Source organism: Syntrophales bacterium, assembly GCA_035363115.1.
GTDB lineage: Bacteria > Desulfobacterota > Syntrophia > Syntrophales > PHBD01 > PHBD01.
On the sequence record DAOSEM010000004.1, the window covers coordinates 58284 to 83716 of the forward strand.

At 59.6% G+C, this 25433-nt stretch carries 16 protein-coding genes; 8 read left to right on the top strand and 8 right to left on the bottom strand.

Translation table 11 applies throughout. The features are described from left to right. Positions 1-24: 24 nt before the first annotated feature. The 4 genes from PLO63_10045 to PLO63_10060 form a co-directional block, all read right to left on the bottom strand. The gene (locus PLO63_10045; protein ID HOI74476.1) at positions 25-3303 is read right to left on the bottom strand and encodes a DUF1156 domain-containing protein; all 3279 of its coding nucleotides are present in this window, start codon (positions 3301-3303) and stop codon (positions 25-27) included. After that, the gene (locus PLO63_10050) at positions 3300-4523 is read right to left on the bottom strand and encodes an ATP-binding protein (GenBank protein ID HOI74477.1); all 1224 of its coding nucleotides are present in this window, start codon (positions 4521-4523) and stop codon (positions 3300-3302) included. The genes PLO63_10045 and PLO63_10050 overlap by 4 nt, the downstream gene beginning before the upstream one ends. Before the next feature lie 11 nt (positions 4524-4534). Next, on the bottom strand, positions 4535-7225 hold the full coding sequence (locus tag PLO63_10055; protein ID HOI74478.1) for a hypothetical protein: 2691 nt from the start codon (positions 7223-7225) through the stop codon (positions 4535-4537). Positions 7226-7679: 454 nt separating this feature from the next. Further along, the gene (locus PLO63_10060) at positions 7680-11225 is read right to left on the bottom strand and encodes a helicase-related protein (protein ID HOI74479.1); all 3546 of its coding nucleotides are present in this window, start codon (positions 11223-11225) and stop codon (positions 7680-7682) included. Positions 11226-11757: 532 nt separating this feature from the next. Between PLO63_10060 and PLO63_10065 the strand changes: the two genes are divergently transcribed. From PLO63_10065 to PLO63_10080, 4 genes are all read left to right on the top strand, one after another. After that, positions 11758-12450 (top strand): TIGR04283 family arsenosugar biosynthesis glycosyltransferase, encoded by a 693-nt coding sequence (locus tag PLO63_10065; protein HOI74480.1) that lies wholly within the window; start codon positions 11758-11760, stop codon positions 12448-12450. Positions 12451-12454: 4 nt separating this feature from the next. Further along, a complete protein-coding gene (locus tag PLO63_10070; GenBank protein HOI74481.1) occupies positions 12455-13183 on the top strand; it encodes a DUF3047 domain-containing protein in 729 nt (242 codons plus the stop codon). Continuing rightward, entirely contained in the window at positions 13170-13874 is a 705-nt protein-coding gene (locus PLO63_10075) for a TIGR04282 family arsenosugar biosynthesis glycosyltransferase (protein HOI74482.1), read from the top strand. Before PLO63_10070 ends, PLO63_10075 begins: the two co-directional genes overlap by 14 nt. 119 nt (positions 13875-13993) lie before the next feature. Further along, positions 13994-14944, top strand: a complete 951-nt coding sequence (locus PLO63_10080) for a 3-hydroxyacyl-CoA dehydrogenase family protein (protein HOI74483.1) — start codon at positions 13994-13996, stop codon at positions 14942-14944. Positions 14945-15020: 76 nt separating this feature from the next. On the opposite strand, the gene PLO63_10085 is transcribed toward PLO63_10080, so the two are convergent. Beyond that, positions 15021-15296, bottom strand: coding sequence for an acylphosphatase (locus PLO63_10085; GenBank protein HOI74484.1), 276 nt, complete (start codon positions 15294-15296; stop codon positions 15021-15023). A gap of 279 nt (positions 15297-15575) precedes the next feature. Here PLO63_10085 and PLO63_10090 point away from each other — a divergent pair, with 279 nt between their 5' ends. Further along, positions 15576-16406: a hypothetical protein gene (locus PLO63_10090; GenBank protein HOI74485.1), complete on the top strand. Its 831-nt coding sequence runs from the start codon at positions 15576-15578 to the stop codon at positions 16404-16406. 494 nt (positions 16407-16900) lie between these two features. On the opposite strand, the gene ligA is transcribed toward PLO63_10090, so the two are convergent. Both ligA and PLO63_10100 read right to left on the bottom strand, forming a co-directional pair. Next, positions 16901-19210, bottom strand: coding sequence for an NAD-dependent DNA ligase LigA (ligA, locus tag PLO63_10095; GenBank protein ID HOI74486.1), 2310 nt, complete (start codon positions 19208-19210; stop codon positions 16901-16903). After that, entirely contained in the window at positions 19207-19476 is a 270-nt protein-coding gene (locus PLO63_10100) for a hypothetical protein (GenBank protein ID HOI74487.1), read from the bottom strand. The genes ligA and PLO63_10100 overlap by 4 nt, the downstream gene beginning before the upstream one ends. A 200-nt stretch (positions 19477-19676) precedes the next feature. On the opposite strand from PLO63_10100, the gene PLO63_10105 reads away from it, so the two are divergent. The 3 genes from PLO63_10105 to PLO63_10115 are packed head-to-tail and all read left to right on the top strand — an operon-like array spanning position 19677 to position 22318. Further along, positions 19677-19889, top strand: a complete 213-nt coding sequence (locus PLO63_10105; protein ID HOI74488.1) for a hypothetical protein — start codon at positions 19677-19679, stop codon at positions 19887-19889. Next, entirely contained in the window at positions 19882-21444 is a 1563-nt protein-coding gene (locus PLO63_10110; protein HOI74489.1) for a YhjD/YihY/BrkB family envelope integrity protein, read from the top strand. The genes PLO63_10105 and PLO63_10110 overlap by 8 nt, the downstream gene beginning before the upstream one ends. Positions 21445-21484: 40 nt before the next feature. Next, positions 21485-22318, top strand: coding sequence for an alpha/beta hydrolase (locus tag PLO63_10115; GenBank protein ID HOI74490.1), 834 nt, complete (start codon positions 21485-21487; stop codon positions 22316-22318). A gap of 56 nt (positions 22319-22374) precedes the next feature. Here the strand turns inward: PLO63_10115 and PLO63_10120 are convergent, their stop codons facing one another. Next, a complete protein-coding gene (locus tag PLO63_10120) occupies positions 22375-25404 on the bottom strand; it encodes an autotransporter outer membrane beta-barrel domain-containing protein (GenBank protein ID HOI74491.1) in 3030 nt (1009 codons plus the stop codon). Between the last annotated feature and the right edge of the window lie 29 nt (positions 25405-25433).

The window sequence follows — 25433 nt, forward strand, 5'->3', positions numbered from 1 at the left end:
CGTTCTTGTTTCGGATCCCCGTTCTTACGGTTCCATTTCGGGAAGTCCGAGACTGGCGTCCTTTACAGCCCCCCGGGCCTGGACGTGGTTGCTGAGGGATTCCAGGAGGGATCGCTCTTCACTGCCCCGGGCGGACAGCTCGATCAGGGACTGCAGCAGCCGCTTGAAAAGCTCCTGCCGGCGCAGGCCGTTGTCGTCGAGGTAATCGTCCACCCGGTGAACGTCGCCTTCCCTCCACAGATGCATCAGGCAGTGGACGCGGTCGATCAGGGGAACGGGACTGCCGCCGGGGGCCTCATGGCCCAGGGAGCGGCTCTTCCGCTGCGCCCAGGTCCTCAGTTTTATCCTGCTGCCCGATTCTTCCGTCTCCGCCGCCCCTTCGGCATCGTCGTCCTCTGCGTCTTCTCCATCCATTTCAGTTGTTTTTCCCTTGGTGGCGCCGATCAGATTCCAGGTATCGGCCAGTTCCCGGTCGGAGATCCCGCAGGAAACGGCATAAAGGATACAGGCTCCCGCCGGGGCATCCTCCATGCCGAAGTCGTGGCGGTGGAGGAGGTAGTAGGCAGTCGGTTCGTCGAGTCGGTCCTGGACAGCCGTGTCCGCATCGTCCCCGCTCCTGGACAGGCCGTTCCCCGAGAGGACCCGGCCGACCACGAAATCGACGACCATCCGCCGGACGTGGGAAAGAAACTCGTTCACCGTCATGATCCGATCGGGCTCGTTGGCCTTCCGGACCACGGGGTGCCGGCTGTAGGCCGCCAGGGCCGGGCCGGTGGCCGCCCAGACGAAGTCGGGCCCCCGGATGCCGGCGTCCCAGAATTCCCTGAGCTTTCCGCGGATGTTGACCCGCATCTCCTCCATGACCTTTCCGTCCCAGCCCGGCTTGGCCGCTTCCGGCCGCTTGCGGCAGACGAGCCATACGGAGGAAGCGAGGGCGGCGGATATATTTGCCCGCATCCGTCCAGTTCTTTCCGTCTGTATCGGCCATGATCCATCGACAATGAACCCCGCCCTGATGATCGCTGAAACCAGTGTCTCCCATGCGTCAGGGTGTTTATGAGCAAATACAACAACCATTTTCCCGCCAGCATTCAACGAATAATGACAAGCGGAGAACGCTCTGAACATCCCATTCTCGTAGGTCTTCTTGGATTTCGCTCTGTCACCGCCGAATCGGCTCGAGTCGTCAATCAGTTCGCCATCTTCAGTCTCGTGATTCCACTTTGGTGACAAAGGGGGTTCAAAAACTTCATTAATTTCATCATTTAATCCACGAGTGCTACGGCGAAGCCAGATGTAGAAGAAATCCATCAAGTCCGAGTATGGGATGGCATCGTAGTATGGAGGATCGGTTACGATGACATCGAAACCCTTTTGCTGAATAGAAGTAGCTGAATTTGTTTCTACTTGGGTAAGGGGTGAATGAGTTGCAGCTTCCGCGACGTGGGAACAGACGAGTGAAACCCATTCAATTTCTCCGGCATAGTTGCCGCTGGCGGTGGCCAACGGGTTTGACTCGGCAAAATCCCAAAGGATAGGAAGTGCGAAGCGGGCAAATGTCTGCTCGATTTTCTCTGCGGGCATATTCCAGATACAGAGCACGCTCCCCCTGTTTTCCATCCGATCAATGGCCACAGCCAGATAAGCTATCAGTGGTTCCAGCCACTCACTTGGATACGTTGAGACCTTGAGCTTATCCGCGAGCTTGCGCGTCCATGTCACAAAGGTTCCCAGGGCCAGGAGCTGCCGGGGGGTGAACAGCTTCTGCCATTGGTCGAAGCCATAGAGGGGCACCCGAAATCCCAGGGCTTCCTTGCTGGGAAGCGGTTCATCCGGCAGACCGAAGGGGATGCCGGCGAACACATCCGCCACGGCCTGCTCCGCCTCGGCGGCCATCCGGATTTCCAGGTCCGTCGGCAGGCGGTATTCCTTTCCCTTCTGTCCCTCCATGACGACGGCGGTGTTGACTGTCCCCAGCCTCCCGGCCCGGCCTTCCAGCCGGATGTCCTCCATCGTCATGATGGTTCCGCAGCAAGGGCACTTCGCACCGGATCGCGACATGGTCCCGCCGCCGATCTGTTTGTCGTGTTCCCGGCGCTGGGCCGTGTTGACCCCTTTGACGGGCACGTCGTTCTCGATGCCGAAGGTTGTCCCGGACCGGTCGGCGTTCGGCTCCATCGTCAGCAGAACCCTTTTCTTTTCCTTCTTGCAAAGCCAGCGGGTCTTGAGGAGGGGAATGACGGCCCGGCAGTTCTTGCAGGCCGCCGTCCGCGCCCAGAGGTAGGCCACCGTCGGCTTGGCCACCCAGCGGGGATTGGTCTTCTCCCGCAGGTACTCGCCGCTGAACTCCCCGTTCAGCGGCTCCATATCCGGCGTGCCGTCGTCCTTCAGGGGTACGGCCCGCATCGGCTGCTTTTCGTAAGGTTTGGGCACCGTCTTGTCGAGGGGCTCGAAGTCCGCGTAAATCGGATAATAGCCGGCCAGTTCCCGCCTCGTGCGGTCCAGGACCCACCAGCCCCAGGCCCGGACGTGCCAGGCCAGGTCGGCTTTCGGCGCCCGACCGGTGTCTTCTTTGTCCTGCAGGAAAAGATCCTGCGAGAAGGCCTTCTTCTGTTTCCTGGTCATCTTGGTCCGGCCGACCAGGTGCGGATGGGCCTTGTAGAAGGCCTCCATGAAATCCTCGTTTTCGAGAATGAACTCCGGGAGAGGATAGGTCCGGCCGGCCAGCTTCTGCGGATATTCCAGGGTGCACTTGAGAATGAACCAGGCCACGGGATTGATGTCCACGGCGGTGGCTTCGCAGCCCAGCCGCATGGCCTCCAGGGGGATGGCGCCGCCGCCGGCGAAGGGATCGAGCACCCTCGGCGCCCGGCCGCCGTGGGCCTTGCGGATTTCCTGCCGGAACCAGTCCAGGAGTTCCCTGTTTGTCGTCTCCCGGCCCCAGTGGAGGATGCCGCCTTCGGTGACCTTCTTTTCCCGCTCCACGATCCGGCCGCCGGGCATCCGCTTCTTCTCGATCGTCTTGACCACCCGGCCGCCGATCTTTTCGCAAAGTTCACGACGCTGATTCAGAACCTCTTTGTTCCACTGGTCTTCGGACAAGCCCTCCGGCTTCGGCCGGGAACCCGGGTCCGGCAGCAGGGTGGCGATCAGGGCGGCCCGGCAGGCCGCGAGCGGCCGCCTGGCCGGCCAGATGTGGAACGTCGAGATGTGTCCGTGACGCACGTTCTTTTCGTGGACCGAGTCCAGGGATGCCTGTTCGAGAGGAAAGGCGTGCTCGATTAAGCGGCTTGTATCATTCAAGACGTCGCCCCTTTCCACAGGCGAAGAATGAAGCGTTCTCCATCTTCGACAAGGTCGGGCTCGGTTCCATTGTGGTTGCGCATCCCTTTGATGATTTTTCTCGGTACACCCATGCCCATATGCTCCATGTATCCGTAGTCCCTCAAAATGTCTTTGAGAAGCTGGTTGCGCGCCGCCCGGCAGCCCACACGCATGCGCTCGGGTGTAATGCCGTTTGGCAGCCTTCCGGGCGAAATAATCTCGATGCGATCTGTATAGACGGAAAGTTCTATGTTGGAGGCCGAGAGGAGGTAATCTCTGTGCACAACGGCATTGACCACGGCTTCGCGAACGACTTCTTCCGGATATGTCGGGCTTTCAACACGAATGCCCTCTTCAATTCCTTCGGAAATGCCCGCGTGCTCTTTTATGAATTGAACCGCCTGTTCGACGATTCCTGATTCAATCAACTGGTTCTCTGCCGTAAACAGTCCAACGATTGGTCCGCGGATCGAAAGACGCTTATACGCGGCATAGTCTTTCTCCGTTCCCGGATAGGCTACGGCATCAATCCCGGCTTGAGGGATATAACGGTTTGGATTTTTACCGAACAACAATAAACCGGCAACAGTACAGGAAATACCCCCTTCCTCATCCGTCATGATTTCAGTATTGACGAGCAGTTGTTGCCAACCAGGCATATTATCGACAGGCGGACTGTCTTGTCTTCTCACCCGCTGGAAATAGTCCAGTAATCTCCTGATATCAAAATCCCCTATTGACGAACCGGAGACAGGGCGAACTTCCAGCCTGAATGCTCCACGCTGTTGAAACAGCCTTTCAAGTTCCTCCTTGCTTGCTTCCCTGCTTTCGCTTCCCACCCTGATATAATAAGTTGAATGGTGATTATGCCATCGTGAATGAACCGTCCAGCCTCTTCTTAACGTAATAACAGCCACATCCTTTCCAGGTTCAACGTCTCGAACAATTTCGAAATACGGAATGATTTCAGGACGCAATTTGTCTCGGCAGGTTGTCATTACCCATTGTTCCAAGTTGCTGCGACTTATTCCTGTAATTGTTCCATCATCATCGACTCCCAGCAGTATGCGTCCTCCATCAGAGTTTGAAAACGCAACAATTTCTTTGGCAAGCTTGTAATCTTCTATCGTGTCACGTTTAAATTCGACACCGGAGTTCTCCAGATTACGTATCATTTCCAGAAGCTCTGTCTTCGTCATATTGCTTCTCCTTAAAATCCGTATTTCAATCGTCTTGTCTCGAAAGCGTTCTTCCCTCCTTCGAGAATTTCCTCGACCAGTTCACGGACCGGTTCATCATCTATGGAGCCCATGTGTTCCTTTCGTATTTCTGCTTTACCCATGCCTGCTTCACCGACTGCGTGGAGCCCTAAAATCAGCTCTGCATCGCCCAATACGGGAATGTTGGCATTGTGGGTTGCAAAAATAAATTGCCTGCGCCTTTTTTCTTCACGCATTTTGGGAACAATGCCTTCTGTGATAAACCTGTTATCCAGATCATCCTCCGGTTGATCGACAATCAACGGAACGTCGGATTCAAGTAAAAGCAGAAGAAGTACTGCCGTTGCTTTTTGTCCTTTTGACAGGTCTTCCAATCTCTGCCATTGTGCCGGCTGCCCCTCCGGGGAGACATTCAGTTCGGTACTGACCGTAGCAGGCAATTCAAGCTCTTCGATCTTCATGAATGCCGGTTCGCCGGCTTGGATCAGTCGTTCCGCCTGAGCGCCGGGTAGTGCGAATTTACGTATCAGTTCTTCTCTCCCTGCTCGACAGGCATCTACTAATGCAACAGTTGATAAATCGGGTTTCTGCCTCAACACCTCAAGAGCTTCAGCAAATCTGCCTTCGACCTCGTACCTTAACAGATCCAATAAAGGTTGTCTGTTTCCAGCAAAAAGAACCTGTATTCTGACACGATCAGGCAATTGCCTGTTAATCTTCTTTGCTGCCTTTTCAAGTCTTTGAAATTCGGTACGCTTCAGATTCTCCCATTCATCCAGTAGATTCCGTCGATGGCCTATGTATTCTCTTTCGTTTCGGTTCAGTAATGATTTTCTCTCCGTTAGCGGTTTTAAATCCTCGACTTGTTGCCGTAATTTGATGAATTCCTCACCATCGACTTTTGATTTCTGAAGCTCCCTTAATATTTTCTCGTAAGAGGCCTGAACGATCTTCTTTCTATCATCCCATTGTGATCTTATCTCATCAATTTTACCGCTCGCATTACTTATTGACTGCCGTAAATCTTTTACGATCTTATTCGCATCATGATCGAGTGTCATCAATGTATCATTGAGGGGATGTAATATATTGCGCCCCGTAAGATCTTGAAGGGCTTTTTCAGATATGAAAGCTCTGTCAATCGGCAGTGCATTTTCAAGATCATTGAGAGCGTTCTGAAAAGGTTTTAACCGGTCAGATGCAGTTTTTAAAATGCGCTCTTCTCGAACCAGTTGACTGCGATCTTTGAGCCGTTCTTCTAACTTTGCTTCTTGATAACGTTTTAATGTCTCCAAGAGAGCAGGCAATAATGACAGACGCTCATCAATTTGCTTAATCTCTTTCCTGACATCCATGATTCTTGTATGAGAACGTTCCAATTCGCGTTTTAGCTCTAATTTTCTTTTTTCGATATTTGGATCAAATTCGATGAATCGTTCGAGAAGAACTCTTAGTTTCTCAGGGCTTTTTGCAAGTTCTGATATTTCATGCTGTCCGAAGATTTCTACATGCTGTAAAATGTCTTGAGGAGCGATCGTTAATACATTTCCAAGATCATCTTTTACAACCGGTGGATTTGGAACCGATCTTTCTATGAGATAAGTTCTTGTGTCCGGGCGGTGCGATCGCACTGAAAGGTTTATCTTTGTTCCGTTTTTTAATACCTGATTGATGATTCCCTCACTTGATTTCCTCGCATCATCGCCAATAGATTCAAGTTGTAGAACGTATCTCAGGCTTTCAATAACGGTAGACTTCCCGGTTCCTCTGCCGCCGATCAGGACATTCAAGTTTTCGTTAAAGTGAATGCTTTCACCGTCCAGAAAACCGCCGTCCCATGCTAAAGTTATAAATTCAGTATGGTCGTCGGGCTCCGGGTCGCTCATCAGGCGGATTCGGGATTCCGGATCAAGAAATGCCTGGCGCAATCCATTTATTGATACATTGGACATTTTTATATAACAGGAAGATCCCTGTTTTTTCAGATCATTCGGATTGTTAACATCCTGACAATTGATAATTGCCATGGGTCTGTTTCTCTTATGGGCGACGTCCTTATTTTGTATGATTTGTCGCAAATCGTCCGGTGAATCCATGACGGAACCCGGTAATGAACAAGCCAGAAGATTGTCATCCCGCCATGCGGTTACCCTTGGTATACCCTTAAGAACTCTTAGCAATCCTCCATCGGAAGCAACATGTGCAGCTATACATATGGCTCCACCCCATTTGCGGCATTCGCTTAGCAACTCACTGGAATCGTATTTCCCAAGCGGTGACGATTCCTTCTCGTCATGGATTCCACAATCGGCAATCTTTGCCTGAACTACATCAAAGGGCACAGAAAGGTCTAATAAACAGAGAAAATGAACCCCTTCTTTTGTCACTGCTTCAAAGCCGGGAAAGGCGTATAAACCTTCTTTTCTTGCCGCTTCGATAAGTTTTTCCGACGACTTGATCCGATAATGGTCAGTTACGGCAATAACCTCAATACCTTCATCAATGCAGGCTTGGATAATCGCAACATTATAAGAGGCTTCATCCTTATAAAGGGTTTCTTTACTATGCCTGACAACGTATTCAAAAGGGTTGACTTGAAGAGCACATCGGAAGAATCGAGCCCCATTCGGTTTACTCAACGCATCCTTATAGTGGCTGTTTATTGTTAATGCCTTGCTCATTATCAGTCTCCTTTCACTCTTTTAGGGACATCCGTTGAGCTTATCATGAACTTAAAACATGCATTTCGAACTTTCTTTTTCCCTTGCATATAACGGGGAGTCCAAAACAGGTAGATATTTTGCTTGTCCAGGCAAATAAATATTCGATGCCGAGCCACCTGCAGGGCGTTCTCTGAACCGAATCGAAGAAGAAATGGGAGGTGATGGAGTAGAAGCAGATCCTCGTTGCCGCCTCCGCTTAAAAAAGCAAGAGCCGTCCCTTTCGAGACGACTCTGCGCCCTTTCGCCGAAGCTAACGGGGGTGCTTGTGGCAACATTATATGGCAGCCGATGCCTTTCCGTCAAACTTTTGTATGCCTGCAGGGGGTGCGGTATTTTTCGGCCGCTTCCTAATTTTGTCCAGCGGGCCGGAACCGTCATTTCAAATGGAAAGAATACGCTGGGTGACGCCAAGTTATCCCTCCTCCGCGGCCGCCTGTCCAATTTCCCTGGCGCTGATCAGAACGCTCCCCTTACGCCTGGCAAGAAGACGTCCGAACGGGTCCTGAACCCTGATCAGTCGCGGTTCCTGTGTTGCACAGTCAAAGACGGCATAGAGCCAGTAACCGTTGCGCATGTTGCAGGCCTTGGCCCATTCGTTTTCGGTTACTTCCACGTCCCCCGTCTCGGCGCGCCCCTTGACCTCGATGGCTCGCATCTCATCGCCGGGCCGCACGGACAAAAGATCAAATCCCGGATTGTCGGGCAGCCCCGCATTCCGGGCCAGTTCCGGCGTATGGATGTCGATGACCCTGGCCCCGGCGGCCTCTTCAAAGGCCTGCACAATTCTCATGGCCTCCTGCTCGACCTGGACGTCATGCTGACGGATTTCCTCGCGGTCGGAAGAGGGGACGACGAGGGCGTGGGCGATGAATTGAACGGCCTCCGGGGCGATCAGATCGGGCTCGCGATGAAGAACGGCCAGTGCCTGGTCCCTGCGCTCCGCAAGCTGCCGCTGCTGACGCTTGATGTCCTCCAGGGCTTCAACGGCCTTTCGCTTGCCGGTTCTTGCCTTCTCGGCCTGTTTGGCCCGTGCCATGGCCAGTTCGGCCTCCTGATAGTCAAAACCGCGCCGAATGAATCTCTCCCTCTCCGGAAGGGTTTCCAGCAGGCGGGTCCTCTTTCCCTGAGCCATCTCCCGGGCCGTGCGCTCCGTCAGGAATGCGCGGGCAAGCTCCTTTTCTTCCTCTGCCCGGAGGGCCATTCTCTGGGCCTTTTGGGGAATGCCCCGCCCGCCTTTCAAGAGAAGGAGGTGTTCCACGGGACAAAGGGCCATCTCCGTCCCCTCATGCTGTTTCAGACCGACAAGGCGGCAATCCAGGGTCTCATCCAGGGAAAGATCCGGGAATTCCGGATCCGCCTTGCGGGAAACGGTAAGGAGGGCGACATGGAAGAGATAAGGCCTTGTGGCTGTGGGATCGACGAACATGGCCCCCTTCGATCCTTCCCCCGCAAGCTGGTTCCTCACCAATGCTCGAAAAGACTCGAATACCGGTTCTCCGGGGTGCACCCAGACGACATCCTTCCGTTCGTCTTTCGATGGTGAAACGCAGAGGCTGCTTCTCGCTTCCGGAGGGTAAAGTTCCAAAGCGGGCAGGATGGGATCGGTTGCACCGCTGCGTGTGGGCAGCAAGGTGAAAATACCGTCCACATCTCCTTCTATCTCCATGCCGGCAAGGGGGGCGGCCCGCTGGATGTACTGGCGGACATATCCCGGCAGGAGCCGGAAATAGATCTCCTGCCGCAACGTTTTGCGCAGGCGAGGGAGCTCTCTTGCCACGTCCCCTCCGTATCCGAAAAGGACTCGCTCTTGCGCTGCCAGGGCCTCGATCTGCTCCTTCGTCAAGCGGCCCTCCAGGTCGAGAAGGGCGGCCTTTTCTTCTCCAAGGACGGCTCGCTCCATGTATTGTTTTATGGACACGCCCTGGAAAATCCGGCCGATGCAATCGAACACCTTGTCGGACTGCAGTTCGCGGCGAATCAATTCCAGTTTGTCGAGGAGCGTTTTCAGGACGCGCCCTTCCCTTGTGCCGGGAGCGACGAGGTTCATGATGACGACCGGATCGTGCTTCTGGCCGTAACGATGGATGCGGCCCATCCTCTGTTCGAGGCGGGCTGGATTCCAGGGGATGTCGTAGTTGATCATGATCCAGCAGAACTGGAGGTTGATCCCTTCGCCGGCTGCGTCCGTACAGACCAGGAAGCGCGCTCCGCCCTCGGCTACGGGCCTGCGAAAACGCTCCACCTCTTCTTCCCGTTCGGTGTAATGCATGCCACCATGAATCTGGGCGATCTGATCCGTGTACCCCAGGCCGTTCAGACGCCTGACCAGAAAATGCATTGTATCGCGGTGTTCCGTGAAGATGATGAGTTTTTCTTCGCGATAGCGTCTTTCCGAGATAAGCTCACGCAGCTTCTCGAACTTTGATTCCTGCCCCCGCTCATATACCTGCCCGGCCAGGTTGAGCAGGCGTACGACAATCTCCTTTTCTGCAACCAACTCCGCTAGAGAGGTTGCGATGACTCCTTTCAGCAGCTTGTCTTCCGCTGCCTCATTGTCTTCCCGCTCTCCACCGCCGGATTCATCGTCAGCCGCTTTCGATTCGAGAATGTCATCATCGTCCTGAATGCTCCGCTGCAGAAGCTGCAACTGGTCTATGGTGATCCTGCCCGACTGGACGTCTTCAATATATCCGTCGAGCTTTTCGATCCGTCGTTCCAGGGATCGGAGAAGGGCATACGTGGAACTCGCCAGGCGGCGCTGGAACACGCTCATGGCAAGGCGTGCCGCTTCCCTATTGAGCAGCTTCGCCCGGTTGTAGACATACAGCAGGTACTCGGTTGTCTCGTCGTAGAGTGCCTGTTCGCTGATTTCACCCTTGGACAACTCATAGCCGAACGTGTCGGAAATCCTTTTTGGATAAAGAGGACGTCCGTCCAGGTGGACCATTTCTTCTTTTGCGCGACGGATGAAGTGAACGAACCGCTGGTCGGCCGGAAAGGCGTCAAAGGCTTCCTGCGTGGTCAGAATCTCCGGTTCGAGAAGTCGCCACAGCGCATAATAAGGGTAGTCCTTCCCCATGTGCGGCGTCGCAGTCAGCAGAAGCAGATGGGTGGCATTCCAGGGAAGCGTCCAGTCGGGATCCGCCGTTCGAACTCCGGCCAGGGCCTCCGCAAGCCGATAACGCCCCGTTTTCGTGACCCTGAAATCCGGGGTCCGACTTGCAGCCAGTTTGTGTGCCTCGTCGAATATGACCAGATCGTAGGGGGCCGTTTCGGATTCCTTCAACCGGTTGAAAACGCGGTTGCTGGTCAATGTATCGAGGCTGACGATCACCCGGTCGCTGTTTTCTCCCTGAAAGGGATTCTCCTGGCGGGCATTGCTTCCACTGATGATCCGGAACGGCAGATTGAAAAGGGACATGAGTTCCCGTTGCCAGTTTCCAACGAGTCCGGCGGGCGGTATGATCAGGATTCTCCTTATTAGCCGCCGGGACAGCATCTCACGAATGTAAAGGCCGGCCATGATTGTCTTGCCGGCGCCTGCGTCGTCGGCAAGAAGGAAACGGAGCCGGGGTTGCCGAAGCATCCGTTCGTAGACGGCGATTCTCTGGTGGGGAAGGGGATCGATGCTGGAAATTTCCGTTGCGAATGATGGATTTACAAGATGACCGAAAGAAAGCCGTTCCCCTTCTGCAAGGAGTCCAACGGCATCCGGAGAACCGGTGAAATCCAGGGTGGCTGTGGCGGGTTTTACGGCCGGCTTTTCAGTCGCATCCTTATCTCCCCGAAAGCTGATCTCCAGTTCTTGAATTCGTTTCCATGACAATTGGGATGGCCTGGTTTGACCGTTTTCCCAGCGATTTACGGTGGCGAAGGAAACACCCAGATGTCCGGCCAAGGCCTGTTGAGTCAGGCCGAGTTGGGCGCGGATCTTTTTAATCTGCTCCGGGAGGTCCATGGGATCTGTCTTTCTCAAATGATATCAATGCATAAAGATTGGCACGGAATACATAAGCAATACCTTGTTCGTTGGATGCGGGCCGTTATATAACATGTGCGATATCACTTGTCAAGCGTCACGCGATGATAAATAGGTATTTAGAATTCAAGAATGGTAGTATGTCGGAGCCGCCCGGAGCGGACGATAGATGCGAGCAGCTACAAGCCGAGCAGTCCCGGGCAGCGCTTCAGCCTGAGTTCTCCATCTCTGAATGTGCCTTGATCAGCAGGCAGACGTTGGGAGATTGCTTCCGGTGGTTCAGGATGCCGCAGTAACCATGCTTGAGAAGAATCCCGGGGATCTGAGGCGACACCGGCTGATCCTGAACCTGCTTAATTGAACGGACGATGTTTCTATTTCTCCTGGCGGAAGAACAGGGTGGCAGTATCTCTGATGTCAAAGGAAAACAGAAAACGTCACCCGATTTTTCCGGTTGCAATGCAATAGCGACATGCCGCAAGGATCTACCCGTGAACATGGAAGGAACCGCATGAAAAATCGTCCCGAGATAACCGTCATCATTCCCGTTCTTGGCGAGCAGGCCGTGATCGGCGAGCGGATCCGCCGGATCCGGGAGTGCGAGACCGGCGAAGTCCCGGAGATCGTCGTCGTGGACGGCGATCCGGCAGGCGGCACCCTGGAGAGCATCGACGATCCGGACGTGGTTTGCCTGACGTCGCCCCGGGGACGTGCCGTCCAGATGAACCGGGGGGCCGAGCGGGCATCGGGGCGGATTTTTCTCTTTCTCCATGCCGACACGGACCTGCCTCCGGGGGCCTTCACCATGATCCGGCGAGCCATGGAGGACGTGTCGGCCGCGGCGGGAGCCTTCGACCTGACCATCCGTTCACCCCGGCCGGTCTTCCGGATCATCGAGCGGATCGCCTCCCGGAGATCCCGCCTCACCCGCATACCCTACGGGGACCAGGCCATCTTCATCCGAGCGTCCTGTTTCCAAGGGATCGGCGGTTACCGGGACATCCCGATCATGGAGGACGTGGAACTGATGCGGCGGATCAAGCGCCGTGGAGACCGTGTCGTCTTCCTGGATGCCCGGGTCTCCACCTCCGCCCGCCGCTGGGAAAAAGAAGGTGTTCTCCGCTGCACCCTGCGCAACTGGGTGCTGATCAGCCTCTATCTCCTGGGCGTACCCGCCGGGCGCCTTGCCCGGTATTATCCATGAAACCATGAGAATGCCGACCGCCTTCCGCACCGCGCTCCTTTCGATCCTTCTCCTGGCCGCCGTCGCCGCCGCCGCGACGGAGCGGACCGTTCTGTTCCGGGAAGACTTCAGGACGCTTGACGCCTGGCGTTCTCTTGCCTTCCCCCGGATCGAGGCCCGCTCCCGCTACTCCATCGAGCCCCTGGACGGCGGCACGGTCCTGCGGGCGGAGAGCCGCGGCTCCGCCTCGGGGCTCATTCATCGCCGCGAATTCAACGTCTACGAGTATCCCGGGCTCCGCTGGCGCTGGAAGGTATCCAATGTCTACGCCCGCGGCGACATGGGTGGAAAGGAAGGCGACGACTACCCCATCCGGATTTTTGTCATGTTCCACTCCCGGACGAAAACGCCCTCCGCCCTCAACCAGGTTTCCAGCGCGGTTGCCCGATGGTTCCATGGCGAGAACCCGCCCCACAGCACCTTGAGCTACATCTGGGCAAACCGCGAGGACGTCCCCCGCCTGTTCAGCAGCCCGTTTACGGAGAGGGCGAAAATGATGGTCCTGGAGAGGGGCAGCCGCCTCGCCGGCACCTGGAGGGAGGAGAGCGTGGACGTCCTTCGGGACTATCGGCGGGCGTTTGGAGTCGATCCGCCCGCCACGGCGACGCTGGGTATCATGAACGACTCGGACAACACCGGGGAGGCTTCCGTGTCAAACGTGGACTTCATCGAGGTGTACCGTGACGCCCTCTGAACGATGCATCCTGCTGATGGTCAAGCACCCGGGCTTCGTGCCCGTCAAAACAAGGCTGGCGGCCTCCCTTGGAGAAGCAAAGGCGCGCTCCCTCTACGAGGCCCTGGCGGCCGACGCCGTCCGGATCCTGGCAGAGGAAGATCGTCTCCTGATGGTTCTCTACGACCCTCCCGAGGCCGGAGATGCCGTGGCTCGATGGCTCGGATCCGGGCCGATCTACCGGCCCCAGCGGGGATCGGACCTCGGGGAGCGGATGGCCGCAGGCCTCCGGGAGGCTTTCGACGCGGGATTCCATACGGCAGTGCTCACCGGAAGCGACATACCGGGATTGGACTCCGATCTCGCTCGACAGGCACTGGACGGCCTCGACACGCACAACGCCGTCATCGGCCCCGCGCCGGACGGGGGCTATTACCTGATCGGCTTCCGCGGGGAATCGTTTCTGCCGGAGGCGTTCGAAGGAATCCCCTGGAGTACGGGAGAGGTCTTCTCCAGGACATTGGGGGTTCTGGAAAGAAAGGGACGGAGGGCCCTTGTCCTGCCATCCCGCCGGGATATCGACACCATAGAGGACCTGCAGTTCTTCGCCGCAGATCCGCCTTCATGCATCGGTCCGGCGTTCCGGGCCTGGTTGATGGAAAATGAACCAATATATTTCACGGGTGGGAAAAGCCCCAAAAATGTGCTATGAACCCGCCGTTCCACGAGATCGAACGGAGCGGACGACCTTGAACGAACGGGGGACAAAAGACGTCAAACGAGGGGCAGAGGGATACTCTGCCCCTTTTTTCGTCCAAAAGGAGATGAGACATGGTCAAGGTGAGTGAAATGAAGCGGGCGGTCGTGGTCGGAGCGGGGACCATGGGGCATTCCATCGCGCAGGTCTTTGCCCAGCACGGAATTGAGGTCGGGCTGGCGGACACCAGTGGTGAGTACCTGGAGCGGGCCATGCGGCTGATCCGGGCCAACCTGGAGACGCTGGCCGACTACGGAACGGTGAAACAGGGGGATATCCCGGCCATCCTGGGGAGGATCATCCCATCGACGGACCTGGCCGTTGCGGCGGAGGGCGCCGACTTTGCCATCGAGGCCGTCGTGGAGGTGCCGGACGTCAAGAAGGCCGTCTTCCAGCAGCTTGAGCGGATCTGTCCGGAGGGGGCGATCCTCGCCAGCAATACCTCCTCGCTGGACGTCTTCTCCATCGTCGGCGAGATCCACCGGCCCGAGCGGCTCCTCATCACCCACTGGTTCGCGCCGCCCCACATCATCCCGCTCGTGGAGGTCGTCCCGGGGCCAAAGACGGCGCCGGAGGCGATGGACTTCGCCGTGCGGCTCATGGAGCGCCTGGGGAAGAAGACCGTGGTGCTCAAGCAGTTCGTCCCCAGCTTTATCGTCAACCGGATCCAGCAGATGATCTTCTTCGGCGTCCTGGAACTCCTGAAGAACGACTGGGCCTCTCCGGAAGACATCGACCTGGCGGTCAAGGCCAGCCTCGGCGTGCGGCTTCCCGTGGTCGGCGCCGTCCAGACCCTCGATTTCACCGGCCTGGACCTGGTGGACGTCATGATCAAAAACGCCCTGGGCCAGTCGCCGCCCTTCATTGCCGATCCCGTGGCGAAAGGGCACCTGGGGGCGAAAACCTCGAAGGGGCTCTTCGACTACGGCGGACGCCCGGAGGAGGAGATCCTGAAGAAGAGGGACAAGCGCTACCTGGCGATGCTGGAGTCGATGGAGAAGCTGGGGGTGTTCGATCCGGTTTAAGCGTCGGGACCTGTCCTGTCATGCAGAGAAGAAGAGGGGGTCGGATTCCGTCTGCCCCCTCTTTGATATTTCCCGTTCAGTAGAGAATTCGAAAGTCCTGGAATTCACCGGAATAGGGCTCTTCCCGGACTTCCGTTTTTGTCACCGTCGCCGCGGGAGGCCCTTGTCGGCACCAGGCGGCGACGGCCTCCACCGCCGGGTCGTCCCCTTCGACCAGGGCCTCGACCCGGCCGTCCGGCAGGTTCCGGACCCATCCCGTCACGCCCCGGGCGCGGGCCGTCCGGACTGTCCAGGCCCGGAAGGCCACGCCCTGGACGATGCCCGTCACGAAAATGCGGACACGCTTCACCATTCGCTCCCCTGCCAGAAAAATCTCCTTCACCGTTGCTGGGACGGGGATCAATCCGGTACCCGTTCCGGCGGGATGAAGGCAGGGTTGCTTTATACCGCCCGCCGCTTCGGATTGCAACGGCCGCCCCCGCCCTGTATTTCCGCCCCTGTTCTTTCCGTACCGGCCGTGCTATTCTCGCCGCCGTACGGGAAAGTCCTTTCCCGCCTCCGTGTTCTTGCGATCAAACAGAGCGCACCGTTTCACCGGTCCCTCGGACCGAACGAAGAAAGGAGAATACCGATGCAGGCACTCTTCACCCTTACCCCGGCGGAATCGAAGCGGCTGATCGGCAAAGGCGTGGCCTCCCTGCCGAGCATCCAGAATGCGAAAAACAAGGGCTACCTCCTCATCGGGCGGGGATCGACCAACGCCTATATTCTCGAGGAGCTTCTGGGGAAGCCGGTCCGCAAGGAGGGGTACGTGGCCGGCCAGGTCATCCGCGGCGTCCTGTGCGTCCTGGGGGCGGAGGACCGAACGAAGCCCGTGACGTTTCACAAGGGCAAGATCCTCCCCGTCGAGCCGGGATCGGTTCTCGACAAGATGGGCCCCGGGGACATCATGATCAAGGGGGGCAATGCCCTGGACGCCAACGGGAATGTGGGCGTCATCATGGTCAACCCGATGGGCGGGACGATGGGCCAGTTCTACATGGCCCTGAAGGCCCGCGGCCTGGAGATGATCTACGCGGTGGGCCTGGAGAAGATGATTCCCTCCGTGCCGATGGCGGCCCAGTACGGCGGGACCATGACGACGGACAAGGCGATCGGCCCGCCCGTCGGCCTGGCCTGCGTCTCCGACGGCATCGTCTTCACCGAGATCGACGCCATCGAAAACCTCTTCGGCATCGATGCCGTGCATTTCGCATCCGGCGGCTGGGGGGGAGCCGAGGGCTGCGTGACCCTCGTGGTCGAGGGGCCCGATGCCAAGGTCAACCAATGCCTGAAATTCATCGAGCAGAAGATCAAGGGGGAGCCGCCTCTGCCCGCGGCCAAGAGCCCGTGCAAGACCTGCACGATTGCCTGCAGCTTCCAGAAGAAGGATGAAAAGAAGCTTCCTGTCTGGCTCCGCTGATGTATGAAGAGGGGCGGAATTCAAATCCGCTCCCCTTCTTTTATTTCTCCTTTTTATAGAGAATCCGGCGCGGATGGGAGGCGGGCGTGTGGGAGCAGGTCTTCCCTCGCGCTCAGAAGCGTTTTTTCGACCCTGCAGCGTCTCGCTCCGCTGCAAAGTCATAACTCGCACCTAGCGGTGCTCAGACAGATGACTTTGCGGGCGCTGCGCTGCGACGGCAGGGTGCCCCGAAAAAGCCGCTATTCGCGCTCCGGGAAGCCCCCTCTCCCCGACCGACGTTCGCGGGGGCGCGACCGGGGGTTCCCAGAGGAGCGATTAGAAAACGTTTCCGGATCCGAGGCTCATCGGTTTCAGAAGGCGAAGAGAGGAAACGTTTTCGCGACGACGGGAGCCCCCGTGGCAGCCCCCGTGCCTTGATGTGAAGTGAAAGAAAATGGGGAACGGATTGGATATCCGCCCCCCATTGTATTGTTCACGGTAAAAAAGCTGACCTGTTATTGGTGGGGGAGGCCGAGGAGGGCGAGGAAGGCTGCCTCGTCCAGGACGGGGACGCCCAAGGCCTCCGCCTTCGTCAGCTTGCTTCCCGGGTCGGCGCCGGCCACGACATAGTCGGTCTTCTTCGAGACGCTGCCGCTGACGCGTCCGCCACGGCTCTCGATCATCTCCTTTGCCTCGTCGCGGGTGAACCCGGCCAGGGTCCCCGTCAGGACGAAGGCCTTCCCGGAGACGGCGGACGATTCCGCTTCGCCGGCTTTGGGCTGGTCCTTTCCCTGGGCTTCGGCGGTCCAGGTGAATCCGCATGCCCGGAGCTGCCGGGTCACTTCCAGGAATCCCGGATCGTTCAGAAGCTGTCGAACTCCCACCGCCGCGCCGGGCGAGATCCCCGGGACCTCCCTAAGGTCCCGGTCTTCCGCCGCCTGCAGGGCCTCCAGCGTTCCGAAGCGGCTTTCCAGGGCCTCCGCCCGGACGCCGCCCACCTCGGGGACCGCGAAGAAGGAGATCAGCCGGGAGAGGGGCATCGTCCGCGATCCCTCCTCCATGGGCGTTTCCTCCCATCCAACACCCAGTTCCCGCAGATCCGCGATCACCTGCCGGTTGTGCTCCTCGGAGAAAAACGAGGAGATGGAGGCAGCCACCTCGACCCCGATGTTCGGGACGAAGCGCAGGGTCTCCGTCCGCGCCTCCATCAGGAGGTCCAGCGATCCGAAGAACAGGGCCAGGTCCCGGGCCGTGGTCTCCCCGACGTCGGGAATCCCCAGGGCATAGATGAAGCGGGCGAGGGTCGTCCGGCGGCTCCGGGCGACGGCCTGCACCAGGTTTTCCGAGGACAGGTCCGCCAGCCGGTCCAGGAGGACCAGGTCCTCCCGCCGGAGCCGGAAGAGATCGGCGGGCGTCTTCACCAGGTCCCGGTCCACGAGCTGGTCCACGAGCTTCTCCCCGAGTCCCTCGATGTCCAAGGCCCGGCGGCTGCCGAAGTGCAGCAGGGCGCGCTTGCGCTGGGCCGGGCAGAAGAGGCCGCCGGTGCAGCGGGTGGCCGCCTCCCCGGCGGCGCGGGCGGTGAAGGAGCCGCAGACGGGGCAATGGCCGGGCATCCGGAATTCCCGCGCGTCCGGCGGTCGCTTCTCCAGGAGGACCGACACGACCTCTGGGATGACCTCGCCGGCGCGGCGGATGACAACCGTGTCGCCGACGCGGACGTCTTTCCGGCGGATCTCGTCCTCGTTGTGGAGGGTGGCATTCGTCACGGTGGCCCCGCCGACGAAGACGGGCTTCAGCCTCGCCACCGGCGTCAAGACCCCCGTCCGGCCGACGGAGGTGTCGATGCCGACGATCTCCGTCAGGGCCTCCTGGGCGGGGAACTTGTGGGCCAGGGCCCAGCGCGGCGCCCGCGCCACGGAGCCAACGGTCTCCTGGGCCGCGCGGTTGTTCAGTTTGTAGACAACACCGTCGATGTCGTAAGGGAGGGAATCCCGCCGGGACAGGATCTCCCGGTAAAAGGCCAGGAGTCCCGGGGTTCCGGACACAACCCGGCACTCCGGGCAGACTGAAAAGCCCAGTCGGACCAGGAGGTTCATCGCCTCCGCCTGTGTGGCGGGCAGGTCGAGGCCGTCCGCCCAGTCGAGGGAATAGGCGAAGAAGGACAGGGGGCGGGAGGCGGTGACCCGCGAATCGAGCTGGCGGAGGGAGCCCGCGGCGGCGTTCCGGGGATTGGCGAACTCCTTCTCCCCGCGCTCCCGCTGGGCCCGGTTCAGCTTCGCAAAGTCCTCCCGGAGAAGGATCACCTCCCCTCGGACCTCGAGGCCCTTCGGAACGGTTTCTCCCCGGAGCCGCAAGGGGATCGTGAGGACGGTGCGGACGTTGGCGGTCACCTCCTCACCGGTGAAGCCGTCCCCCCGGGTGGACCCGTGCACCAGGACGCCGTCCTCGTACACGAGGCTGACGGCGAGGCCGTCGAATTTCGGCTCCGCCGTGTAGTCGACTGTCTCGACGCCCAGGCGCTCCCGGATCCGCCGGTCGAAGGCCTCCACCTCCGCGTCGTCGAAGGCGTTGGACAGGCTCAGCATGGGCGTGCGGTGGGTGTAGGCGGGAAACTTGTCGAGCGGCGGGGCGCCCACCCGCCGGGTCGGCGAGTCGGGCGTCGCCAGGTCGGGGAAGTGCTCCTCGATGTCCGTCAGTTCCCGGAGGAGCGCGTCGTACTCGGAATCGGGGATCTCCGGCGCGTCGAGCTGGTAGTAGAGCCGGTTGTGGCGGTCGATGACCCGCCGCAGCTCCGCGGCCCGCCTGTCCGCCGTTTCCCGATTCATTTCACCCGTCTCAGGAGGGGGCCGGCCTTGGGGGGCTTCGGCGTCGCGGGTTTCTCGTCCTTCTGCTTCATGATCTGGTCGTTGAAGATCTGGTTCTTGGCTCGGACGGCGTTGATGATGAAGAAGACGATGACGGCCCGCTCCCACTCGCGGCTCGGCTCGAAATGTTCCATCCGGGTCTTGTATTTCTCCCAGAGGGAGGCGAGGGACGCCTCGTCCAGGGAGAGGATCGTATCGGCGATTTTATCGAGGGATTTTTCCAGCATGATCCTGCCTTTTTCCGTGTTCTTCGGATGATCGGGCATTCTATCGGGGCCGCCGGGGATTGTCAAAACAAAAGCCGATGAGGATGCGAGTGCCGTTTCGGTCGGCCTCGTCCCTTCTGGCCGGCATTCTGCGGTCCCGGGCAAAAGGTCTTTACTCGGGGGGATGGCTGTGGTTTAATCGCCGCCCGAAAGGAGATCCCATGGTCAGGCTTTCCGACGGGAGCGAATTCTGTCGCGTGTGCAACCAAAAACCTTCCGTGGTCCTGTGCGACGGCTGCGAGAAGGCTCTTTGCACGGACTGCCGGAAGTTCGACCTCTGGGGCTACGGATGCGGCCACGTGGACACGAAGGTGTTCTGCGAGGCCTGCGCCCGGGATCCCCGCATCAATCCCTACGGCGGCTGCATTGACTGAGGGCGTGCGGGCGCCCGTGTCCGAAGAGGGACCCGTCAACGGCTCGCACCGCTCCCGGTCCGTCCTGCACCGTATCCAGCTGAGGCTTGCCAGCGCCTGGGACATCCTCGTGGACTCGGTGATCAACTACCAGAACAACGGGGATGTGAACCAGGCGGCGGCCATCGCCTTTTACGCCATCCTCTCCTTTCTCCCCCTGTTCATCCTCACATTCCTGACGGCGGGGTATTTCTTCAGCTCCTATCCCGAGGTGCAGCGGCAGTTCATCGAGGGGATCCAGCGCTTCCATCCCTACTTCACCGGGGACATCCTGATCCAGCTCGGGCAACTGGACGAAAAGAGCCAGCTTCTGGGCTGGGTGGGCTTCATCACCCTGATCTGGTTCTCCTCCATGATATTCGGGGCCGCGGAGACGGCCTTCAACCTGATCTACCGGGCCAAGGCGATCCGGAACTACGTGGTCTCGAAGCTGCTGTCCTTCGCCATGATCCCGGCGGCCTGGGCCGTCGGCATCCTGAGCGTGGGGATCACGACCATCGCCACCATCGTGGCCAACCAGCCGGTCCTGGCGGACAGCCTCTTCACCCACCTCCCCATTCTCAAGGGCGTCCTGTTCCGCTATGTCCTGCCGTACATCGTCACGGTGATCTTCTTCACCCTCGTCTACAAGGTCATCCCGGTGAATAAAATCTCCCTGGGGCTCGCCTTTACGGGAAGCGTCGTCTTCTCGGCCCTGATGGAGGTGGCGAAGCACTTCTTCGCCTGGTACATCGCGAACTACACCCGATACGACATCATCTTCGGCTCCCTGCAGACGGTGGTTGTCCTGATCATCTGGGTGTTCTACGTGGCCCTGATCTTCCTGTTCTGCGCCGAGCTGATGGCCTCCTACCGGCGCCGGGACCTGATCCTCATCGAGCGGGCCCTCCTGAAGCCCGGGAGGCCCGGGATGAAGGTCTGGGAGCGGCTCTTCCGCCGCTTCGGCCGCATCTATCCGCCTGGAGGCACGGTCTTCCAGGAAGGCGACGAGGGGCGGGACATGTACTTCATCCTGGCCGGGCGCATCCGGCTGGAGAAGAAGGCCAGCCGGGTCCGGAAAGTGCTGGCGGAGCTGGGGCCCGGCGAGTACTTCGGCGAGATGGCGGCCCTGCTGGAGGCCCCCCGGACCGCCACGGCAAACGCCGCCGAAGAGAGCGACGTGGCCGTCATCGACGGCGGGACGCTTCGCCGGCTCCTCCGGGAGAACGACGAGATGTCCATGTTCATGATGAAGGAGTTTGCCCAGCGGATCCGACGCACCGACGCGCTCGTGGACGAACTTTCCCAGTGGTGGCTTCGCCTGGTGGCCATTCTTTACCTGACCCGCTCCTGGCCCCTTTCTCCGGATGTGGATCCGGTGGCGGAGATCGCCGCCTCCTCCGGCAGGGACCCCGAGGAGATCCGGGACGTCCTGACGGATCTTGCCCAGGAGGGGGTTGTCGAGATCCGGGAGGGATGCGTGACGGGATTCAGCCGCGAACGGGCATGGGAGATCAGCAGCACGCACATTTATTGACGGGCCGTAAAAAACGGCGGCACAGGACGGAGGAACGGCCATGGAGATGCCGGCGGAACGGTGGCTTGATATCAATGGACTTTCGTTTCGTTATCTCGACTGGGGGGGAGAGGGGCTGCCCTTCCTGGCTTTGCTCCATGGAATCGGTGACAGCGCCCATGTCTGGGATCTCTTTGCCCGGGAGGCCCGCCGTCATTTCCGGATCGTCGCCCTGGACCAGCGGGGCCACGGCAGGAGCGGCCGGCCAAGGCCCGCGGCGTACCGTTTGGACGACTACGTGGGCGACCTGGAGGCGGTGGTCGAGCGCCTGGCACCCCCGAACCTGATCCTCATGGGGCACTCCATGGGAGCCCTTCACGCCACGGCCTTTGCCGCCCGGCATCCCGGCTTCGCGGCGGCCGTGGTCCACGTGGACATCGAGCCCTGCCCGCCCCCCTGGAACAAGAAGTACCTGACGGGCCTCTACCGCGACCTTCCCGAGTCGTACGAATCGGTTGACGCATTCGTAAGCCGGCGGATGGAGAACAGCGCCCACGCCGACCGGGCGCGCCTCCTCGCGCTGTCGCCCCACAACCTGCGGGAGGAGAACGGCCGGTATTACGCCCTCAGTGATCGCGAGGTCTACGCCCACTTCGACCCGGACTACGACCTGCGCGCCCTGCTGCCCGGCATCGCCTGCCCGGTCCTGGTCGTCCGCGGCGAGGACAGCCTGGTCCTGCCCCGGGAGCCGGCGGAGGAGATGTGCCGGAGCCTGCCGCGGGGTTTCCTGGCGGAGATCCCCCGGGCGGCCCACCCCGTTCACACGGACAACCCCGAGGCGTTCCGGGAGGCGGTGTTCCGCTTCTTGGCGGATCAGGGCCTGATGGTCCGCTGATCGCACACTCCCGGCTCGGTCCGGGGTCCATCCTTCAACCGCATTCCTCGTTTTTTCTACCAGATGTACCGCATGTCTGCCGTTATGACGTGGCTGGACTGCCTCGACTTCAGTTCTCCGGCATAGGCGAGGGAAAAGGAGAGGGCGTCGGTGAGCTTCCCCGTCATCCCCAGGGAGAAGACGCCGCTGTTCCGGCCGATCGTGTCGGAATAGACCGTTAAGGACCCGGCGTTGGCCCCGGAGAAGCGGGCGTTCAGGACCGTTTCGTCGTTTCCGAACTCGTGGACCCAGCGGGCGGAGAGCCTGGGGGTGAGGGAGAAGGACTCCCCGACCGTAAAGGTCCTGGCGAGTTGAAGGCCGACGGTGCCCTGGAGGAAGGTGGCGTCTTCGGCATCCGCCTCGATGTTCAGGGAATCGGCGCCGGTCTCTGTGAACGCGCTCCGGTGGTGCCGGAGGGCCAGGACGGAGGCGAGGGGAGTGATCTCGAAACCCCAAAGTGATGCCCTGTACCCGCCCTCGACGGAAGCGCCGAGCTCGTAGCCGCCGTACGAAGCCGTGGCGGTACGGGAGACGGTCCCGAAGGAGATGGAGCGGGTGGTGTCGTAGCCGTTCCGGGTGAAGGAGAGGCCCCCGTCGGCGTACCATCTCCCGCTTCTCCAGGTCCCGTAGAGGGCGGCCTGGAAGCTTTCTTCCTTCCCGGAGTCGCCGAAGTCCGGGAAATCCACGTCCGTCTTCGAGTACCCGAGGGCAACGCCGGTCCGGAAGCCTCCGCGGACGAGGAGGTCGACGCCGGTGACGAAGCCCCGGACGGTGTAATCGTACCGGGATGCGATGTCCTCTCCGTCGCGGTTGCCCTTGGCCCCGTAGCCCCGAATCCAGAGGCCGAAGGGGTAGGTGATCCGTCCCGCGGCATCGGCCAGGGAGAGGACGGCCTCGGAGAGGGTGGATCCGCCCATGGCGGGGATCAGGGAGGCGTCCCCGAAGAAGGCCCCGGCGGTCTTCTCCGGAGAGGGTGCGTCCTGCGGGAAAAGGCTCCGGAAAAACGCGGCGTGCTTGACGGCGTCGATGGCGGGGTAGGCGGTGTGGCTGGCGCCGCCCAGCCTGTTGAAGGCGGCCCTGGCCTCCGTGAAATCGAGGGTATGAAGGGAATCGAAGGCAGAGAGCAGGTCGCCCGAGGCGGTCTCCCAGGCGCCGTCGAGGTACGCGGAGACGGCGCGCTCGTTCCGGGTCAGGGCGGCCCGGTTGAGGGCGGACCGGCGCATGGCGCAGGCATCGAAGGCGTCGTAGTAGACCCGGGCGTCCGACAGGCCGTAGTCCATGCTGACGGAGTCGAACGTTCCCGTGAGGCCGTTTGTCGTGTCGATGATCCGGTACTTGACCCCGTGCTTCATGCCCCGGGGGTCGAGCGATAGCGTTGCGCCGGGATCGATGACCGCCGTGTCGGAGGCGATATGCGCAAAGGTGCCGTCGGCCTTGAGGGTAGGCCGATAGGTGGAGCCGGATTCGAAGGCCATCTTTCCCTTGATGTTCAGGAGGCCGTCCTCGATGCGAATCATCTTCCCGCCCTTGAAGTCTCCGTCCACGGTCCAGGTGCCGGCCCCCGTCTTGGTGAGATACTCAAAGTTGACGATGGAGCCCTTCGCGATTCCGCCCGAGCCGTCGAGGAAAATCCGGTCCGCCGTGCCGTTGACGAGCTCAGGGTCCGGATCGTCCGCGTCGTCGCCGTCCACGCTGCCGGAGATCTTCGATCCGCTCCGCAGGATGACCGTGTCGTCGCCCTCGCCCATGGTGATGGCCGGCCCCTGCTCTGCAGTGATGGTTCCGGCGTTGTCGACCAGGTCGTTGCCCTTGCCCCAGAAGCGGACGGCGGCGTAGGTATACCGGGGATCGAATTCTCCCACGCTCCGGATGACGCCGGTGGCGGCGTTGTAAAGCGCACTGCCGTTCGTCCCGATAAATGTGACAACTCCCCACCCCCCCGTACCGGAAATGAGGCCCTTGTTGATGACCGTGGAATTGTCCTGCGCAAAGACGGCGCCAATTCCTTCGGCGGTGAGTGATCCGGTTTCATTGTTGATGACAAGACTTCCGTCACCGACCTTGACAGCAACGCCTGAATCGGCTCCCCCCTGAATGATCCCGTCGTTTACGACAGTGCCGTCATCACCGGTATTTACGCCGTCCTGTCCGCCACGGATGATGCCGATATTGTGAATGTAGCCGCTTTTCATCTGGACCGCATTGTAATCAGCTGTGATTTCTCCCTCGTTTGTCACCAGGCCGTTCGTTCCGAGGCTGGCCCCCCATTCGCCATAGATCTTGCCTCCGAGGTAATTGAACAGCCTGTTTCCCTCTTCACTCAGCTGTATGGCCATGCATAGCTCACGGTTGGTGGGATCCTTGTTTACCTCGATCGAGCCGAAATTTTCGATGATAACGTTTCCCGTCCAGCCGGAGATGGGAATGCCGTTGGCCGTCGAATCCGGGCTCTGGGTGACGGAGATTCGTCCTCCGGAATGATTGATGATGCGGCCTGAAGATTGAAAAGCGATGGCTTTGTAGGAGCTGCCGATCGTTCCACGGTTGTCCAGGGTGAGATCGCCTTCCGCATAAATTCCCGTCCACTTGCTGCTGATCGTGCCTCCGGCGTTGTTGGTGACGCTTCCGCCGCGCATAATGATCGCATTTCCGGTCGAGGAGATCGTTCCGCTGTTGCTGACCGAGCCGTCCAGGGCATACATGCTTGAGGCGGTTGCGGTGGGAGTGAAGGTGATCGCCCGGCTGCTGGTGCCCGTGCTCGCAACCGTGCTTCCGGCCGCCACGTTGACGCTCCAGCCGGCGGTCTTGCCCCAAAGGGCGTAGGAGCCGCTTGAGTTTATGGATCCCGTGGACGTCACGTAGGCCTTCTTCGTCTCCGCCCCGTTTTCGGCGGCCAGGTTCACCCCCTCCGTTCGGGCTCCGTCGATCACGACGTCCGCGGAGGCGGGAGCCGCCGTCATGAGAGTGATCGCCATGAGCAGGATCAGGCCGAAGGGAACCAGAAGGCGCGGCGGGTGATGAAACGGAAGAGAGCGAATTCCTTTCATGGATGATTCCTTTTCTCAAAAGACCGGGT

Excerpts from the sequence above, each read along its gene's own strand:
- PLO63_10050 (HOI74477.1), bottom strand. The coding sequence starts at position 4,523 with ATGACGAAGACAGAGCTTCTGGAAATGATACGTAATCTGGAGAACTCC.
- PLO63_10055 (HOI74478.1), bottom strand. The coding sequence starts at position 7,225 with ATGAGCAAGGCATTAACAATAAACAGCCACTATAAGGATGCGTTGAGT.
- PLO63_10060 (HOI74479.1), bottom strand. The coding sequence starts at position 11,225 with ATGGACCTCCCGGAGCAGATTAAAAAGATCCGCGCCCAACTCGGCCTG.
- PLO63_10065 (HOI74480.1), top strand. The coding sequence starts at position 11,758 with ATGAAAAATCGTCCCGAGATAACCGTCATCATTCCCGTTCTTGGCGAG.
- PLO63_10070 (HOI74481.1), top strand. The coding sequence starts at position 12,455 with ATGAGAATGCCGACCGCCTTCCGCACCGCGCTCCTTTCGATCCTTCTC.
- PLO63_10080 (HOI74483.1), top strand. The coding sequence starts at position 13,994 with ATGGTCAAGGTGAGTGAAATGAAGCGGGCGGTCGTGGTCGGAGCGGGG.
- PLO63_10085 (HOI74484.1), bottom strand. The coding sequence starts at position 15,296 with ATGGTGAAGCGTGTCCGCATTTTCGTGACGGGCATCGTCCAGGGCGTG.
- PLO63_10090 (HOI74485.1), top strand. The coding sequence starts at position 15,576 with ATGCAGGCACTCTTCACCCTTACCCCGGCGGAATCGAAGCGGCTGATC.
- ligA (HOI74486.1), bottom strand. The coding sequence starts at position 19,210 with ATGAATCGGGAAACGGCGGACAGGCGGGCCGCGGAGCTGCGGCGGGTC.
- PLO63_10100 (HOI74487.1), bottom strand. The coding sequence starts at position 19,476 with ATGCTGGAAAAATCCCTCGATAAAATCGCCGATACGATCCTCTCCCTG.
- PLO63_10105 (HOI74488.1), top strand. The coding sequence starts at position 19,677 with ATGGTCAGGCTTTCCGACGGGAGCGAATTCTGTCGCGTGTGCAACCAA.
- PLO63_10115 (HOI74490.1), top strand. The coding sequence starts at position 21,485 with ATGGAGATGCCGGCGGAACGGTGGCTTGATATCAATGGACTTTCGTTT.
- PLO63_10120 (HOI74491.1), bottom strand. The coding sequence starts at position 25,404 with ATGAAAGGAATTCGCTCTCTTCCGTTTCATCACCCGCCGCGCCTTCTG.